The following is a 15,238-nucleotide window of genomic DNA, read 5'->3' on the forward strand; positions in this document are numbered from 1 at the left end:
ACCATGCGCATGCGCAAAAAAACCGACCTGCCGCAAAAGACCTGCCAACACTGCGGCCTGCCCTTCACCTGGCGCAAGAAGTGGGAGAAGGTGTGGGACGAGGTGAAGTACTGCTCCGACCGCTGCCGCAGCGAACGCAAACGCACCGACAAGGCCGCAGGGGAGGGCGTCGTATGAGCACCGTGCTGTTCTGGTTTCGTAAAGACCTGCGCCTGCACGACCAACCCGCGCTGCGTTCAGCCCTCACCGGCGGTGCCACGCACCTGCTACCCGTGGTGTGCTTGCCTGCGCCTGATGAATCCACGCCGTGCGGCTTTGCCCGCGTGGGCGCGCACCGCCGCGCCTTCACCGCCGCTGCGCTGCGCGGGCTGCATCAACAAACGAGCGCGCTGGGCAACCCACTGCTCATCTGCCAGGCCCCGCCTGCCACCGCCTTGCCCCAACTCGCCCAGGCCGTGGGTGCCACCACCGTGGTGTGCGAAGACATTGCCGCCCCCTACGAGCAGGCCGAGGTGGCCGCACTGCGCGCCGCTGGCTTGCAGGTGCGCACCGTGTGGCACAGCAGCCTGCTGCCCCCGGCGCGCATGCCGTGGCCGGTGGACCAGCTGCCCGGTGTGTTCACCAGCTTTCGGCAGAAGGTCGAGAGCGCGGGCATCACTCCCGCCGCGCCATTGCCCGCACCCACCAAACTGCCGCCGCCGCCCGATGTACCTGCCTCCGTGCTGCAGGCAGTGGGCGCAGAGCAGGCCGCCGCAGCCATCCTGCAACCCGCGCCGCCGCATGGCAGCGATGCCCGCTCGTCCTTCCCCTACGGCACGCCTGCGTGTGATGGCAGCGAGGCCGCTGCGCTGGCCCACCTGGCGCAGTACCTGGCCCGCAAGTTGCCCCACAGCTACAAGGACACGCGCAACGGGCTCACGGGGCTGGACTACTCCAGCAAGTTCTCGCCCTGGCTGGCCACGGGTGCGCTGTCTCCGCGCCAGGTCTATGCCGACTTGAAAGCCTTTGAGCGCGACCAAGGCGCGAACGATGGCAGCTATTGGCTGTGGTTTGAGTTGCTGTGGCGCGACTACTTCCGGCTGCTGCACCTGCAATACGGCGCAGCGCTGTACCGGGCGCGCGGCCTGTCAGAACTACCGCCCGCCACACACAACCCGCGCGGCTTTGAACGCTGGTGTCGGGGCGATACCGGCCAGCCGCTGGTCGATGCCGCCATGCGCGAGCTGGCCGCCACTGGTTACCTCAGCAACCGATTGCGCCAGGTGGTGGCCAGCTACTTGATCTACGACCTGCACAGCGACTGGCGCGCAGGCGCTGCATGGTTTGAATCGCAACTGGTGGACTACGACGTGTACAGCAACCAGGCCAACTGGCTCTACATTGCCGGGCGCGGCACCGACCCGCGCGGAGGCCGCCGCTTCAACCCCATCAAGCAGGCGCAAGACCACGATGCCGACGGCAGCTACCGCCGCCTATGGGGCACGGCATGACCACGCCAAAACCCCCCACCCCACAGCGCGCCCACACGCTGCGCCTGCTGCTGGGCGACCAGCTCAACCCCGAGCATTCTTGGTTTGCCAGGCCGGACGAAGGCGTGGTCTACGTGCTGATGGAAGTGCGGCAAGAGACCGACTATGTGCTGCACCACGCGCAAAAGATCCTCGCCATCTTTGCCGCCATGCGCGACCTGGCCCGCCACCTGCGCGAGGCGGGGCACCGCGTGCGCTACGTGGCGATTGACGACGCCAGCAACCGCCAGTCGATGCCCGACAACCTGGCCGCCCTCATGGCCCACTACGGAGCGCAGACGCTGCAATACCAGCACCCCGACGAATGGCGGCTGGACGAGCAACTGCGCACCTGGGGTGCCGAGCAAGCCTTTGCCGTGCAGGCCGTCAGCAGCGAACACTTCTATACCACCCGCACCGAAATGGCCGAGGTGTTCCTAGGCCGCAAGCAGTGGCTGATGGAGCATTTCTACCGCCGCATGCGCCAGCGCCACAGCGTGCTGATCGACGCAGCGGGTGAGCCCGAAGGTGGGCAGTGGAACTACGACCACGACAACCGCAAGCCCTGGCCCGGCACACCCGTGCTGCCGCCCGATGCCCGCCCCACGCACGACCACAGCGCACTGTGGGCCACCATCCAGGCCGCAGGCGTGCAAAGCTTTGGCAACCCGCAGGCACATGCATTGCGCTGGCCCCTCAACAGGGCTGAGGCACTGGCGTGGCTGGACCATTTCATCACCACCACGCTGCCCGACTTTGGCGCTTACGAAGATGCCATGAGCACCAAGAGCGCGCGGCTCTTTCACTCCCTGCTGTCTTTTGCGCTCAATACCAAAATGCTGCGCCCGCACGAGGTAGTGCAACGCGCCCAAGCCGCGTACCACGCAGGCACAGCGCCCCTGCCAGCGGTGGAGGGCTTTGTCCGCCAGATCCTTGGCTGGCGCGAATATGTGCGCGGCATCTACTGGGCCCACATGCCCGGCTACGACGAGCGCAACGCCCTGGGCCACAGCACCTCGCTGCCCGAATGGTTCTGGACGGGCAACACCCGCATGCGCTGCATGCAGCACGCAGTGGGCCAGTCGCTGGAGCATGCGTATGCCCACCACATCCAGCGCCTCATGGTCATCGGCAACTTTGCGCTGCTGGCGGGGCTCGACCCCGCTGCCGTGCATCGCTGGTACCTGGGCGTGTATATCGATGCCTTTGAATGGGTGGAAGTGCCCAACACCGTGGGCATGAGCCAGTTTGCCGACGGCGGCCTGCTCGCTACCAAACCCTATGTGAGCAGCGCTGCCTACATCGATCGCATGAGCGACTACTGCAGCGGCTGTCACTACGACAAGAAGCAAAAAGTGGGTGAGCGGGCCTGCCCGTACAACGCGCTGTACTGGGATTTTTTTGCGCGCAACGAGAGCACGCTGGGCAACAACTTTCGCCTTGGCATGGTGTTCCGCCAGTTGCAGAAGATGCAGGGCCCGCAGCTCGATGCGCTGCGCGAGCATGCGGCGAGCCTGCGCACGCGGCTGGATGCGCTGTAGCCCGCTTGCCGAACCACACCACGAGACCCTCACCGCAGGACCGCGCCATGTCTCAAGCACAACCCACCGCAACGCCGTTCACTTCTTTGCGTTCGCTGCCTGATGGCTACCGCGCCCTGGTCATCGGCTCCACCGGCGCCATCGGCAGTGCCTTCCTCGCCCACCTGCAGGCCGATCCGCGCTGCGCCTTGGCCGTGGGACTAGGCCGCCACACCCACCCGGCGGTCGATTTGGACGACGAGGCCACCATCGCCGCCGCCGCCCACCAGCTCAAGGCCCAGGGGCCGTGGCACTGCATCATCCACGCCGCTGGCATGCTGCATGGTCCCCACGGCCTGCCTGAAAAGCGCCTGGGCCAGTTGAACTACGCGCAGATGGAGGCCACCTTCCGCACCAACACCTTTGGCCCCGCGCTGGTGCTGGCCCACTTTGCACCGCTGCTGCCCAAGCAAGGGCGCGGCCTGCTGGCGGTGCTCTCGGCCAAGGTGGGCAGCATTGGCGACAACCGCCTGGGCGGCTGGTACAGCTACCGCGCCAGCAAGGCCGCGCTCAACATGCTGGTCAAAACGGCGTCCATCGAAGTAGCGCGCACCCACCCGCAGGCCGTGCTGGTGGCGCTGCACCCAGGCACCGTCAACTCGGCGTTGTCGGCCCCTTTCAATGGCGCAGAAATAGGCCGCCCGGCGGCGGATGCGGCGGGCGACATGCTGCGGGTGATGGATGCGCTCGCACCCGAGGAGACGGGCAGCTTCTACGCCTACAGTGGCGCGCCACTCCCCTGGTAAGCGTGGCGCGCGGTGCTATGGTTTTGATACTGCTTGCGTACCAGCAGTAAGCGCTGGCGGGCCATTTGCTCAAAGGCACGCCATGTGCCACTGTGCGTGCGCATCCGTCGTATGGCTTGCATGCAGAATGCCGCATGCATTCAACCCCATCGCCCGACACAACACTGGTTGCCTCCCACACCACGGCCGCAGCCGCGTCTGTGGCGCAGTGGGTAGAGCGCCACTACGGCCTGCCCGTGCAGCAGTGCTACCTGATCCGCCGCAACCTCAATGACAACTACGCTGTGCGAACAGCGGACGGCAGCCGTTACGTGGCAAGGCTCTGTGCCATCCGACCGCGCGGTCCGTTCAACGTGGATTTTGAGCTGGCATTGTTGGCACATCTGGAAGCGCAGGGCGTGGGTGTGGCCTCTCCGGTGTTGGCTGTGAACGGCACGACCAGCGTGACCCTGCCGTTCCCGGAGGGCCCTCGTGTGCTGGTCCTGTTCCGCCACTGCGAAGGCGCTGTGCCCGATACCCCCGAAGACCTGCACCTGACCGGCGCCACGCTGGCCCAGATTCACAGCGCCGCGCAAAGCTACACCGGCCCCGCAAGCCTCTACGTACTTGACGGCCACCATCTGGCGGGCCGCACGCTGGAGTACCTTGCCGCCCATCCCGAGCTGGCCCCCACCGTGCTGGATGCCTACCGCGAACTGATCCACCGCCTTCTGGGTGAGCTGGCGGATGTTGAAAGCACCTTGACCCGTGTGATGTGCCACGGCGACACCCATGGCTTCAACAACCATGTGTGCACCGATGCCGAGGGTGTGCGCCGCGCCGCCTTCTTCGACTTTGACGACGCCGGGCCGGGGTTCCTGGCTTATGACCTGTGTGTATGGCTGTGGTCGAACCTGCCGCGCAAGGCACCCATGGAGCCAGACGAAGCCTTGCTCAAGCGCTGGCAGCAGTACCTGGCTGGCTACCGCGCAGGCGGCGGCCATGTCACCGATGCTGACCTCGCCGCCCTGCCGCTCTTCGTGCAATTGCGGCACCTGTGGAACATGGGGGAGGGCGTGGCGCGCATCCACCACTGGGGCGCCAACATGATGTCTGCCGACTGGATCAAGAAGCAGCCGGATGTGATGGCCGCCTGGGCCCGCCTGGATTTGCCCGCTTGATGGGCCTGCACTGAGCCCTGATGCGTTGCGCTGGCACCCAGGCTCAGGTCATGTGGCGTGGGGCCACTGGGTGCGTCAGTTGCTGCGCATCGCTGGGGTCTTGCTCCAGGCTGTACGGGACCGAGAGAAAGGCCACGCTGAACACAAAAAACAGCGTGGCGGACACGGTCCGGGCGATGGGGAGCACAAAGTTCTTGAGGTCGGTGTTCATGGTGACTCCTGCAGCGGCTAAAGGTGGAGAAGGGGCGGGGTCAGATGCCGCCTTGACCCTTGCCGCCATGTTGCCGGTGCCAGGCTGAACCGGTGCTGAACGGGTGCTGAGCAGCGCTTGCCCACCGCCTACTTGTAGTTCTCCCGGCGCTCCCCAAACTCCCTCACCCGCTTGCGCCACGCCCTGTAGCTGCCCGGCGCCAGGTGCGTGCGCATCAGCACCTTGACTTGATCGTGGTGCAGACCATGGACGGCGCGGATCTGCGCAAAGCTCACGTGGTCGCTCAGCGCCATCTGGATGATCTCGCCCACGGTGGCGGCGTCCAGCGGCGCGCTCGGGTGGGTGCTCGGCAAGTCGGCGGCGCGCGGTGTGGTCATGGTCAGAGTGTTCAGGTGGTGGCGCGAGGTTAGTGCGCCTGCTTTCACCTTGCGCTGCGGTGGCCCTTTCACCCTTGCCACGCAAGCCCTCCCCGACCCCTTGGTGCGTGCGTTCAGCGATCTAACGCCAGCCCCTCGGCCAGCGCCTCAAACACCACCCGAATCCGCCGCGATGTGCGCAGCTCGCGGTGCGACACCAGCCAGACGGGAAAACGCACCGGCGCCACATCGTCCAGCACGCGGACGATGCCCGGCGTTTCGCGGGCGATCTCGTCCATCATGGCGCCAATGCCCATGCCCTGGCGCACCAGCGCCCAGTGGGCCGCGGTGTGGTCGGCGTAGCAGGTGAAGTTGTCTTCGCTCAGGCTCAAACCGTACTGACGCAGATACGCAAGGTACTGGCCGTTGCGGTCTGAACCCACAAACTCCGCATTCACAGCGTCCTCCGCGCTGCGGGGGTGGCCGTGGGCCTGCACCCAGCTCTCCGACGCGTAAAAGCATGCCCGGGCCTCACGCACCAGGCGGGCGATCAGCTCGGGCTGCTCGGGCTGAACGTGGCGGATGGCAATGTCGGCCTCGCGGCGCAGCAGGTCGCTCAGCGCGTTGGAGGCGATGACTTCCACGGCAATGCCTGGCTCCTGTGCCCGCAGGCGTTGCAGGATCGGGGGCAGCAAGTGCGTCGCCACTACATCGGTGGCTGACACCGACACCACGCCCCCCACCGCCTGCGACCGCCCGCTGGCGGCCAGGCCCAGGGCCTCTGCAGCAGTGCCCATGGCACGGGCGTGTTCCAGCAGGTCCAGCCCGGTGGGCGTGAGCACCATGGATTTGCCCACGCGCTCAAACAGCGTCACGCCCATCTGCTGCTCAATGGCCGCCACCTGCCGGCTCAGTGTGGGCTGGGTGAGGCCCAGCTTGCGCGCGGCGGCCGACAGCGAGCCGGTCTGCGCCGTTTGCAAAAAAGCCTTCAGTTGGTTCCAGTCGAGGTTATCCATGCGTAAACGTATATGTTCACTGCAATTTACCGCAGTTTCCTGAGCTTCAATGCATGGATAGCATCTGGGTGTTGCTCATTGGACCTACCTCCACAAACTGCCTCTGTACCTCGCTGCTTCAGCACTTCACCCGGTCTGCACACCATGTCGTCTTCTGCCATTGCTCCCGCCTCCCGCGCATTGCCCTCCGCCGCCACCCCGCCGGCTGCGTCCGCCAAAGCGCGCTTCTGGGACCGCATTGCACCCAAGTACGCCGCCGACCCCATTGCCGACCTGGCAGGGTACGAGGCCACCTTGCAGCGCGTGCAAGGCCTGCTGTCGCCCCAGCATGACGTGCTGGAGATTGGCTGCGGCACCGGCAGCACGGCGCTGCGGCTGGCGCCATTCACCCGCAGCCTGCTGGCCACCGATGTGTCGTCGCAGATGATCGCCATCGCCCACCAGCGGCTGGCCGCGCAACCGTCAGCAGCCCTACGCTTCGCCGTGGCCGACGCAGAGGCCATGGCCCCAGGGCCAGAGGTGTACGACGCGGTGCTGGCTTTCAATGTGCTGCACCTGATGAGCGATCTGGACGACGCGCTCAGGCAGCTGGTGAAGGTGCTGCGCCCGGGTGGGCTGCTGATCTCCAAGACCGCCTGCATCGCAGAGATGAACCCGCTGATCCCCTACCTGGCCGTGCCCCTGATGCGCGCCATCGGCAAGGCCCCGCCGGTGCTGTCCTTTGACGAACAGCGGCTCCGCTCGGCCATGGTGCAGCAGGGCCTGCAAATCGTATGCACCGAGCGGCACGGCACTCGCGGCAAGGACATCCGCGCCTTCATCGTGGCCCGCAAACCGGGCTGAGTTTTACCCACCCACTTCAATACAGGCTGGCGGCTTTACAAGGCCGCCGGGCGGAGCCTTGCCCACGGATGTGTTGTTGGTCCCCTGCGTTCATCCCATGCGCCGCAGAAGGGTCCCCAGATATTCGATTTGCTGCGGCCCGGCCGTCATCACCCATCTTGTTGCACACACGGTTTCGCTCGCTCACCCACCACCTCCCATCACTGCCACTCACACCATGAACCATCGCAACCACCCCCTGTCTCTCACCTCCGCCGCTGGCCTCGTCGCAGCCGTGGCATTCCTCACCGGCTGCGCGTCTACCCTCGACCAGGCGGGCCTGGAGCAGCGCACGGGGCAAGCCATTGGGCGCACGGCAGGCCAGTTCACCATCACCGACCGGCAGGAGGAAACCGGCGGCCGCATCAACTACACCGTCAACACCCGCGACGGCGCCAGCTACCGGTGCTACCTGTACGGCGCAACGGGCTTTCAGAAGGCCATGAGCTTCGGCCAGACACCCCATTCCGACGCCATCTGCACCGCCATGGTGGGCGGCGCGGGCACTGGTGGCGCCCAGGCACCGGCAGCAGCCGCTCAGCCACAGGGCCGCGCTGCGCCCAAGGAATGCAATGCACTGCTGCGCACGGCGGGCCGCTGCTAAGAGCGGCTCACAAAAATCTTCTGGCGTCGTTGCTGTGTCTTGTCGTACTGCTCGTACTGCCTGCGACACAGCGCCTGGCCAGAACCGCTTCGCTGAGCTTTGTGAGCCGCTCTCAATGGCACCGCGCAGCTTTGGCCTGCGGGCCATGAACCTGTATGCAAAGGACTTGAGACCATGAACCGATGGCACTGGGCCAGCCTGCTGCTGGCAGTCTGCTTGAGCGGTTGCGCAAGCTTGCCCGGCGCCACCACCGACACGGTGGACGGGCGCACGGTGGAGTACGTGCAGGCGGGGCAGGGCACCCCCGTGGTGGTGTTCGAGAACGGGCTGGGCGCCCGGCTGGACTGGTGGTCCAAGGTCTGGCCCGACACGGTGGCAGAAACCCGCGCGCTGGCCTACAACCGCGCGGGCTACGGCCGCAGCGATGCTTCCCCCCAGCCGCGCGATGGGGCGCAGGTGGTGCAAGAGCTGCGCGCCTTGCTCAGGGCCCGCCAGCTACCGCCCCCCTATGTGCTGGTCGGCCACTCGCTGGGAGGCCTGTATATGCAGCTGTATGCGCGCCAATACCCCGCAGAGGTGGCGGCACTGGTGCTGGTGGACTCCACACACCCCGAGCAGATGCGCGGGGCTGGCAACCCCGCCCTGTGGCCGACATGGCTGAAAGTGGCCTTCCGCCTGGGCACCTCTGATGTCGTCAAACAAGAGCTGGCAGCGCTGGATGCCACGGGGCAGCGCGTTGTCAGCCTGCCGGTGGACCCAACCCTGCCCGTGTTTGTGCTCAGCGCACTGCAAACCCCGGGGGCGTCATCTGCGCTGGCCGAAGAGGTGCGCCAAAAACGCGCCGACTTCGCCCACCTCTACCCCGGCTCCACCCAGGTGTGGGTGGACAGCGGGCACGGCATTCCGCTGGAGAAGCCCGAAGCCGTGGTCAGCGCAATTCGCGCAGCATTGCAGGCCGCCCGCGCGCCACGCTGAAAGCGGTGGCGGCCACGCCAGTGGCAATTTCATCATGGCGTGGCAACCAAACCCCGTGCCAGAATGAAACGATGAGCACCACCACCTCCTCGTTCCAATCCAACGCAGACGGCACCCAGGTCACCACCTACACCTGGGCCCAAACCCCGGGCCAACCAGTGGGCGTCGTTCAAATCTCCCACGGCTTGGCCGAGCATGGCGAGCGCTATGACCGCTTTGCGCGGGCCCTGAACGCCGCAGGCTTCATCGTCCACGCCGTGGACCATCGCGGCCACGGGCGCACGGCAGGTGGCAAGCTGGGCGACTTTGGCAGCGCTGGCTTCAGCGGCCTCATTGCCGATGTGGCCCAGTTCGGCGCACTGCTGCGTGCGCAGCACGGGCCGCAACTGCCCGTATTCCTTTTCGGCCACTCCATGGGCTCGTTCGCTGCGCAGGCAGCCATCCTGGACCATTCATCCATCTGGTCCGGCGTCATCCTGTCGGGCTCCACCGCCCTTGACCTGTTGGCCGCCGCCATGGCCAACGCCCCCGCCGATGCGCCCGCTGGGCTCGCGGCATTCAACGCAGGCTTTGAGCACCGCACCGGCTACGAATGGCTGTCGCGCGACGCTGCCGAGGTCGATGCCTATGTGGCCGACCCGTGGTGCGGCTGGGACGTGCCGCCCGACGTGATCCCCTCACTCTTCGCCCCCGCGCCCCGGCTGGCCGACCCCGCGCTGCTCGCGCGCATCCGCAGCGACTTGCCCATCCTGATCGGGTCAGGCGATGCGGACCCGCTGGCTGCGGGTGGGGTCTTGTTGGAGCAACTGGGGCAGCGGTATCGGGATGCCGGTGTGGCCGATGTGACGGTCAAGCTGTACCCGGCGGCGCGGCATGAAATCTTGAATGAGACGAATCGGGAGGAGGTGACGGGGGATGTGGTGGCGTGGCTACGGGATCGGTTGTAGAGGGCGTAGTCGAGGCTCGGCGCCGTGGTGACGATTTAACAGATGCCTGTCCCGAATATTGCAAATAGCCTGAAAACCACTATAGGGAGACTGAGTCGATGATCAATCAGATAGACATAGCCAGCTTTGGCAGCTTCCAAGGTTTGGACTGGAAAAAATCGGTCAAAGACAGTGGCAGAAATGTTCAGTACTTCAAGCGTCTCAACGTGCTGTACGGGCGTAACTATTCTGGCAAGACAACCCTTTCGCGCGTCTTTCGTTCGCTGGAGACTCGCAAACTTCCTCAGAACTATGTTGACTCGGCCTTCACCCTGACAGGTGACAAAGGTGTTGTCTCCCATACCGGCTTGCTAGCCCACAACTACGACGTGCGGGTCTACAACCGCGACTTCGTCACCGACAACCTTAGCTTTCTGGTCAATCAGGAAGCTGGTGGCGTAATCAAGACCTTTGCAATAGTCGGTGAGCAGAACAAAGAGATTGACGACGCCATCGCCGCGATTGAAGCCAAGCTTGGCAGCGTGGAAGGCAAGGCAGGGCTTCGGTTTGATCTGGAAGCCAAGAAGAAAGAGCGCGATCGCACCAAGTCTGCCCACACCAATGCGTCCAGTGACCTAGAAGAGAAACTACGCGTCCATGCCAATGAAAAGATCAAGAAGAACCGTCAGTACGGCAGTGCTGTCTACAACATTGGATCTATCAGAAGCGACATTGCATCCACCAAGAAGGCTGGCTTTGTCGCCCTTACGACTGAGCAGCAGGCCGTCAAACTGAGTCTGCTCAAGCAGGAAGCCCTGCCTGACATCACTGGCACCTTGGCTGTTACCCTCAAGCTGGAGTCCTTGTCGGCCACAGCCGAACCGTTACTGTCTAAGACGATCACGCCAACCAAGGCCATTGAGGAACTGCTCAAAGACAGCGCCTTGCAACTCTGGGTCAAGCAGGGTATGGGGCATCACCGCGAGAAGCGCGATACATGTGCCTTCTGCCGACAGGATCTGCCGCACGACATTTGGCAGGTGCTCGATGAGCATTTCAGCAAGGAGTCTGGCGATCTGGAAACAGCCTTGGATGCCTCTATCAAGTCAGTGACGACCGAAATTGGCACCGTCGCGGGACTCAACACCTTCGCCGGTGCTCAGTTCTACGCTGACGAGCGCACAGCGTTTGAAACCAGCAGCAAGGCCCTGTCTCAAGCTCTGGCCGTCTACAAGAAGGATCTGGAGGCGCTGAAGAATTCGCTTGAGACTCGGAAGAACAACTTGTTCCAGCCCACGACCCTCAAGGCTCCGTCCCATGACGCCAAGGAAATCGCAAAGCACGTTGCCGACATCAATGCGCTGATCGGCACGAGCAACGGCAAGACTGCCACGTTAGAAAAAGACAAAACCAGTGCGAGAGAGGCGCTTCGCCTGGCTGATGTCTTCGCCTTCGCTGAGGCCATAACCTATGACAAGGAGCTTGGCCGGATTGCCACCCTCAAGACCACCGCTGATACCGCAAGCACGGCATTCACCGATGCAGAAAAAGAGATTCGTGAAGCCGAGGCTGAGGTCCAGACATTGCGGGCCAAACAGAAGGACGAGCGCAAGGGGGCGGAAAGAGTCAATGCATTGCTCAACAACTTCTTCGGCCATGACGGAATCAAGTTGGAAGCGCGCGATGGTGCAGACAAAGCGACTGTCAAGTTTGAGATCACCCGCAACGGCAAGTCGGCGTACAACCTGAGCGAAGGCGAATGCAGCCTCATCGCATTCTGCTACTTCATGGCCAAACTTGAAGATCCAGAAAGCAGAGGCAGAGAATTAATAATTTATATTGATGATCCGATTTCAAGCTTGGACGGAAATCACATTTTCTTCATGTTCAGCTTGATTGAAAGCTTGATTGCCAAGTCCAACAAGAATCAAGATGGCTCAAATTCATACCGCTACAAACAACTATTTATTTCAACGCACAATCTGGATTTCTTGAAGTATCTCAAGAAGCTGTCTCAGCCGCCGGAAAAGAACCACGGAGGCAGCCAGCACTTCTTGATTGAGAGAAACGGCGGCGCCAGTGCCATCTCGCTAATGCCTTCTTATCTCAAAGAATACATCACCGAATTCAATTACCTGTTCCATCAGATCTACAAGTGTCGTGATGCAGAATATGCAAAGGTTTCGCATGAGCCTTTTTATTCATTTGGCAATAATTTGCGAAAATTTCTTGAGGCATTTCTTTTTTACAAATATCCTCACCACGAAAATCAAAACGACAGCTTTGAGCGCATGAAAAAGTTTTTTGGTGATGATGATTTAGCGGTCGCTTTAATCAATCGTCTCAACAACGAGCTCTCGCACTTAGAGTCAATTTTTGATCGAAGCATGAAGCCCGTGGAGATACCAGAGATTCCAAAATTGGCCAATTATGTTCTGGATAAGATCTATGAAAAAGATCCACACCAGTACAACTCGTTGGTAAAAAGTATTGGAGAGCCGGAGCGAGCAGGTTGAATCGACCGGTATTACCTAGATGGTTTCCGACTGCGTGCAACTCTTTGCTGCTATCACGGAATGACTTGCGCACTGCAAAGAGCCGTCATTCAAGTTGCGGAGTCGATGGGCAGCAATCGCTGCGAAGCAGTCGGAAAGCCGAGCATTCAATTTTGCAGGCCACCACCAATCTACCGCCCCCGAACCACGCGCCCCCTTCGCGCGCCCCCCGCCACCTGACAAGCCCTCCGATACGCCCGCAGCGTCACCTCCGCTCGCTGCATCACCGTGTCTTCCACCGTGGCCGCGCCTCCGGCCAACTCATCGGCCTGCGCCTGCAGCAACTCCGCCGGGCTCATTCCCGACGCCTCCCCCGTCAGCAGCGCAATCCCCTCGCTCACATGCCCCATGGTGTAGACGTGGAACAGCCCGCGCTCCACCGCGTCCAGCACGCTGCGGTCCAGCATCAGGTGGCGCTGGTTGCGGGCGGGGATCAGCACGCCGTGGGTGCCGTCCAGCCCTGCGGTTGCGCAGGCGCGGAACCAGCCTTCGATCTTTTCGTTGATGCCGCCCACGGGCAGCACCTCGCCGTGTTGGTTCAATGCGCCGGTCACGGCGATGCCCTGGCGCAGGGGCAGGCCTGACAGGCTGGACAGCAGCGCGTACAGCTCGGCGCACGAGGCCGAGTCGCCTTCCACGCCGCTGTATTCCTGCTCGAACACGATGGAAGCGTTCAGCGCCAGTGGCGCCACGTGGCTGAACAGCGCGGTGAGGTAGCTGTGCAGGATGAGCACGCCTTTGTCGTGGATGGGGCCAGACATATCGACTTCGCGCTCGATGTTGAGCAGGCCCTCTTGCCCGGCAAAGGTGCGCGCGGTGATGCGCACCGGAAAGCCAAACCGGTAGTCGCCCAGGTCAATCTGCGTCATGGCGTTGATCTGGCCGGTGATGGAGCCCTGCAGGGTGATCAGGCGCTCACCTTCGGTGATGGACTCGTGCAGTTCTTCTTCGGGCTGGTTGTGGCGCAGGGTGCGGGCGGCCAGGGCGGCTTGTACGTCGACGGCTTGCACCAGGGTGCCTGCGCGGGCCTGGCACAGGGCGGCGCTTTCGATGGCGAGTGCTTCGGTGTGGGCAAAGCGCGCGCTTTGGCGGCCTTGGTCGTCGGCCTCGCGGTGCGATTGCTCCAGCAGCAGGGCCACAGCGTCGGCGGCAAAGTGGGGCAGGCCGCGTTTTTTGCAGCAATGCGCGACCAGGATGGCAGACGACTGGTGGGTGCCGGGGGTGGCGATGAACCGGTCTGAGAAGTCCACCTTGACGCGAAAGCGGCGCGCGGCGTCGGGGTCGGCCTCTTGCAGCGCGTAGTACTCCTCCACCGACCCGATCAGCACGATCTTCACATCCACGTCCACCGGCTCGGGCTGCAGTGCCACGGCCCCGCCGGTCGCATGGGCGGGGCCGCCGCCACCGCTGCCGTCCTCGATCTGAAGGCGCCCACAGCGCAGAAAGCGGCGCAGGCGCGGCCACAGGCCTTCTTCGGCGGCCAGGTCGTGCAGATGCAGCAGGATGAAGCCGCCATGCGCCTTGAGCAGGCTGCCCGCGTGGATGCTGGCGTGGTCGGCCTGCACGGTGTCGGCGTCTGCGCCGTGTTCGATGCTGCCGAACAGGGTGCGGGCCGTGGGGTTGTCTTCCACCACCACCGGGGCGCTGGTGCGGCCGTGGTTGTCCACCACCACGTTCACCTGGCAGCGGGCCAGCAGGTCGTCCAGCGCGTCCTTGCGGTCGTCCTCGGCGTCCTGGCCTTGTTCAGCGTCACCTGGCTCGAACAGGTCGATGTGGTCCAGCACGGCGCGTTCCACCTGGTCCAGCCACTGCGTGAGCTTGACGGCGTCCTTGATCTGCTTGCGCAGGCCCTGGCGGATGCCGTGCAGCGCGTGCTCCACCAGGGGCTTGATGGTCTGGCGGCGCAGGGCGGCCAGGGCATCGTCGCGCGCGCGCTCCAGCGGGCGGGTGGCTTCGAGAAATTTGGCGATCTCTGCGCGCAGCTCCAGCTCTGCGGCGTCGATCTCGGCGCGGCGCTCGCGGGGCAGGGCGCGAGCTTCGCCTTCGGTCAGCGGCTGGCCCTTGGGGCCGGTGAGGGTGAACACCATGTGCCCGGCCTCGCGGCTCAGGCGGAACTGGCGCGCCTCGGCAAATGCGTCCAGCGCTGCAAAGGCTTCGGTCTCTTGGGCTTGCCAGGTCTTCTCGATGCGCTCGGCCTCGGCCTTGAAGTCGGGGCTGGTCAGGCGTTTGGGGATGTCGGCCTGCAGGCTGCGCGCCATGTTGGCCAGGCCCTGGCGCAGCAGGCGGCCCTCGCCTGCGGGCAGGCGCAGCGCGCGGGGGCGGTCGGGCTGGTCAAAGTGGTGCAGGTAGCACAGGTCGGGCGGCACCGCGCGTTTCGCGGCCTCGGCCTGCATGGCCTGGCGCAACAGTGACGCCCGCCCGCTGCCCACTTCGCCCAGCACAAACAGGTGGTAGTCCGGCTGCTGCATCGCCAGACCAAATTGCGCGGCGGCTTGGGCGCGCTCCTGCCCGATCCAGGGCAGGGGCAGGTCTTGCAGCTCGGCGGTGCTGGCAAAGCCCAGCGTGGCGGGGTCAATGGTCAGACGCAACTGGTGGGGGGCAAGGGCAAAAGCAGGCATTGATGTGGGTGTGGGAAGGGGCGGTGCGGAGTGTGTGGCAGGCAGCCGTGCAGCACCTGGCGACCAAAATATGAGCCAAAACGGGCAGATGCGCTAGTGCA

General features: G+C 64.1%; 14 protein-coding genes. 10 read left to right on the forward strand and 4 right to left on the reverse strand.

The window, feature by feature from the left end:
- Positions 1-3 precede the first annotated feature (3 nt).
- The 5 genes from AC1Q64_RS03600 to AC1Q64_RS03620 all read left to right on the forward strand — a co-directional run bounded on the left by AC1Q64_RS03600 (position 4) and on the right by AC1Q64_RS03620 (position 4,994).
- A complete protein-coding gene (locus AC1Q64_RS03600) occupies positions 4-177 on the forward strand; it encodes a DUF2256 domain-containing protein (protein WP_492250498.1) in 174 nt (57 codons plus the stop codon).
- On the forward strand, positions 174-1,490 hold the full coding sequence (locus tag AC1Q64_RS03605) for a DASH family cryptochrome (RefSeq protein WP_492250499.1): 1,317 nt from the start codon (positions 174-176) through the stop codon (positions 1,488-1,490). Before AC1Q64_RS03600 ends, AC1Q64_RS03605 begins: the two co-directional genes overlap by 4 nt.
- Entirely contained in the window at positions 1,487-3,049 is a 1,563-nt protein-coding gene (locus AC1Q64_RS03610; protein WP_492250500.1) for a cryptochrome/photolyase family protein, read from the forward strand. The genes AC1Q64_RS03605 and AC1Q64_RS03610 overlap by 4 nt, the downstream gene beginning before the upstream one ends.
- Positions 3,050-3,096: 47 nt before the next feature.
- Positions 3,097-3,834 (forward strand): SDR family NAD(P)-dependent oxidoreductase, encoded by a 738-nt coding sequence (locus tag AC1Q64_RS03615; RefSeq protein WP_492250501.1) that lies wholly within the window; start codon positions 3,097-3,099, stop codon positions 3,832-3,834.
- Positions 3,835-3,968: 134 nt separating this feature from the next.
- Entirely contained in the window at positions 3,969-4,994 is a 1,026-nt protein-coding gene (locus tag AC1Q64_RS03620) for a phosphotransferase enzyme family protein (protein WP_492250502.1), read from the forward strand.
- A 43-nt stretch (positions 4,995-5,037) separates the two neighbouring features.
- On the opposite strand, the gene AC1Q64_RS03625 is transcribed toward AC1Q64_RS03620, so the two are convergent.
- The 3 genes from AC1Q64_RS03625 to AC1Q64_RS03635 form a co-directional block, all read right to left on the reverse strand.
- Positions 5,038-5,205 carry a hypothetical protein gene (locus AC1Q64_RS03625; protein WP_156401044.1) on the reverse strand — a complete coding sequence of 56 codons (168 nt, stop codon included), beginning with the start codon at positions 5,203-5,205 and terminating at the stop codon, positions 5,038-5,040.
- A 128-nt stretch (positions 5,206-5,333) separates the two neighbouring features.
- Complete coding sequence (locus AC1Q64_RS03630) at positions 5,334-5,582, reverse strand: DUF2805 domain-containing protein (RefSeq protein ID WP_056747101.1); 249 nt, start codon at positions 5,580-5,582, stop codon at positions 5,334-5,336.
- Positions 5,583-5,695: 113 nt separating this feature from the next.
- Positions 5,696-6,577, reverse strand: a complete 882-nt coding sequence (locus AC1Q64_RS03635; protein WP_121942515.1) for a LysR family transcriptional regulator — start codon at positions 6,575-6,577, stop codon at positions 5,696-5,698.
- Between the two features lie 144 nt (positions 6,578-6,721).
- On the opposite strand from AC1Q64_RS03635, the gene AC1Q64_RS03640 reads away from it, so the two are divergent.
- The 5 genes from AC1Q64_RS03640 to AC1Q64_RS03660 all read left to right on the forward strand — a co-directional run bounded on the left by AC1Q64_RS03640 (position 6,722) and on the right by AC1Q64_RS03660 (position 12,480).
- Entirely contained in the window at positions 6,722-7,420 is a 699-nt protein-coding gene (locus AC1Q64_RS03640; protein WP_492250503.1) for a class I SAM-dependent methyltransferase, read from the forward strand.
- Positions 7,421-7,637: 217 nt separating this feature from the next.
- Positions 7,638-8,063, forward strand: coding sequence for a hypothetical protein (locus AC1Q64_RS03645; RefSeq protein WP_492250504.1), 426 nt, complete (start codon positions 7,638-7,640; stop codon positions 8,061-8,063).
- Between the two features lie 174 nt (positions 8,064-8,237).
- A complete protein-coding gene (locus AC1Q64_RS03650; RefSeq protein WP_492250505.1) occupies positions 8,238-9,038 on the forward strand; it encodes an alpha/beta fold hydrolase in 801 nt (266 codons plus the stop codon).
- Positions 9,039-9,109: 71 nt separating this feature from the next.
- Positions 9,110-9,985, forward strand: coding sequence for an alpha/beta hydrolase (locus tag AC1Q64_RS03655; protein WP_492250506.1), 876 nt, complete (start codon positions 9,110-9,112; stop codon positions 9,983-9,985).
- A 98-nt stretch (positions 9,986-10,083) separates the two neighbouring features.
- The gene (locus tag AC1Q64_RS03660; protein WP_492250507.1) at positions 10,084-12,480 is read left to right on the forward strand and encodes an AAA family ATPase; all 2,397 of its coding nucleotides are present in this window, start codon (positions 10,084-10,086) and stop codon (positions 12,478-12,480) included.
- A 170-nt stretch (positions 12,481-12,650) separates the two neighbouring features.
- Here AC1Q64_RS03660 and AC1Q64_RS03665 read toward each other — a convergent pair whose 3' ends face one another.
- Entirely contained in the window at positions 12,651-15,137 is a 2,487-nt protein-coding gene (locus AC1Q64_RS03665) for a Lon protease family protein (RefSeq protein WP_492250508.1), read from the reverse strand.
- Between the last annotated feature and the right edge of the window lie 101 nt (positions 15,138-15,238).

The sequence above is a fragment of the Acidovorax sp. GW835-FHT14G06 genome (assembly GCF_058793595.1).

What these genes read in the sequence shown, in the direction of transcription:
- AC1Q64_RS03635 (WP_121942515.1), bottom strand. Translation starts at nt 6,577, where the DNA reads ATGGATAACCTCGACTGGAACCAACTGAAGGCTTTTTTGCAAACGGCG.
- AC1Q64_RS03650 (WP_492250505.1), top strand. Translation starts at nt 8,238, where the DNA reads ATGAACCGATGGCACTGGGCCAGCCTGCTGCTGGCAGTCTGCTTGAGC.
- AC1Q64_RS03605 (WP_492250499.1), top strand. Translation starts at nt 174, where the DNA reads ATGAGCACCGTGCTGTTCTGGTTTCGTAAAGACCTGCGCCTGCACGAC.
- AC1Q64_RS03615 (WP_492250501.1), top strand. Translation starts at nt 3,097, where the DNA reads ATGTCTCAAGCACAACCCACCGCAACGCCGTTCACTTCTTTGCGTTCG.
- AC1Q64_RS03640 (WP_492250503.1), top strand. Translation starts at nt 6,722, where the DNA reads ATGTCGTCTTCTGCCATTGCTCCCGCCTCCCGCGCATTGCCCTCCGCC.
- AC1Q64_RS03620 (WP_492250502.1), top strand. Translation starts at nt 3,969, where the DNA reads ATGCATTCAACCCCATCGCCCGACACAACACTGGTTGCCTCCCACACC.
- AC1Q64_RS03660 (WP_492250507.1), top strand. Translation starts at nt 10,084, where the DNA reads ATGATCAATCAGATAGACATAGCCAGCTTTGGCAGCTTCCAAGGTTTG.
- AC1Q64_RS03655 (WP_492250506.1), top strand. Translation starts at nt 9,110, where the DNA reads ATGAGCACCACCACCTCCTCGTTCCAATCCAACGCAGACGGCACCCAG.
- AC1Q64_RS03645 (WP_492250504.1), top strand. Translation starts at nt 7,638, where the DNA reads ATGAACCATCGCAACCACCCCCTGTCTCTCACCTCCGCCGCTGGCCTC.
- AC1Q64_RS03630 (WP_056747101.1), bottom strand. Translation starts at nt 5,582, where the DNA reads ATGACCACACCGCGCGCCGCCGACTTGCCGAGCACCCACCCGAGCGCG.
- AC1Q64_RS03610 (WP_492250500.1), top strand. Translation starts at nt 1,487, where the DNA reads ATGACCACGCCAAAACCCCCCACCCCACAGCGCGCCCACACGCTGCGC.
- AC1Q64_RS03665 (WP_492250508.1), bottom strand. Translation starts at nt 15,137, where the DNA reads ATGCCTGCTTTTGCCCTTGCCCCCCACCAGTTGCGTCTGACCATTGAC.
- AC1Q64_RS03625 (WP_156401044.1), bottom strand. Translation starts at nt 5,205, where the DNA reads ATGAACACCGACCTCAAGAACTTTGTGCTCCCCATCGCCCGGACCGTG.
- AC1Q64_RS03600 (WP_492250498.1), top strand. Translation starts at nt 4, where the DNA reads ATGCGCATGCGCAAAAAAACCGACCTGCCGCAAAAGACCTGCCAACAC.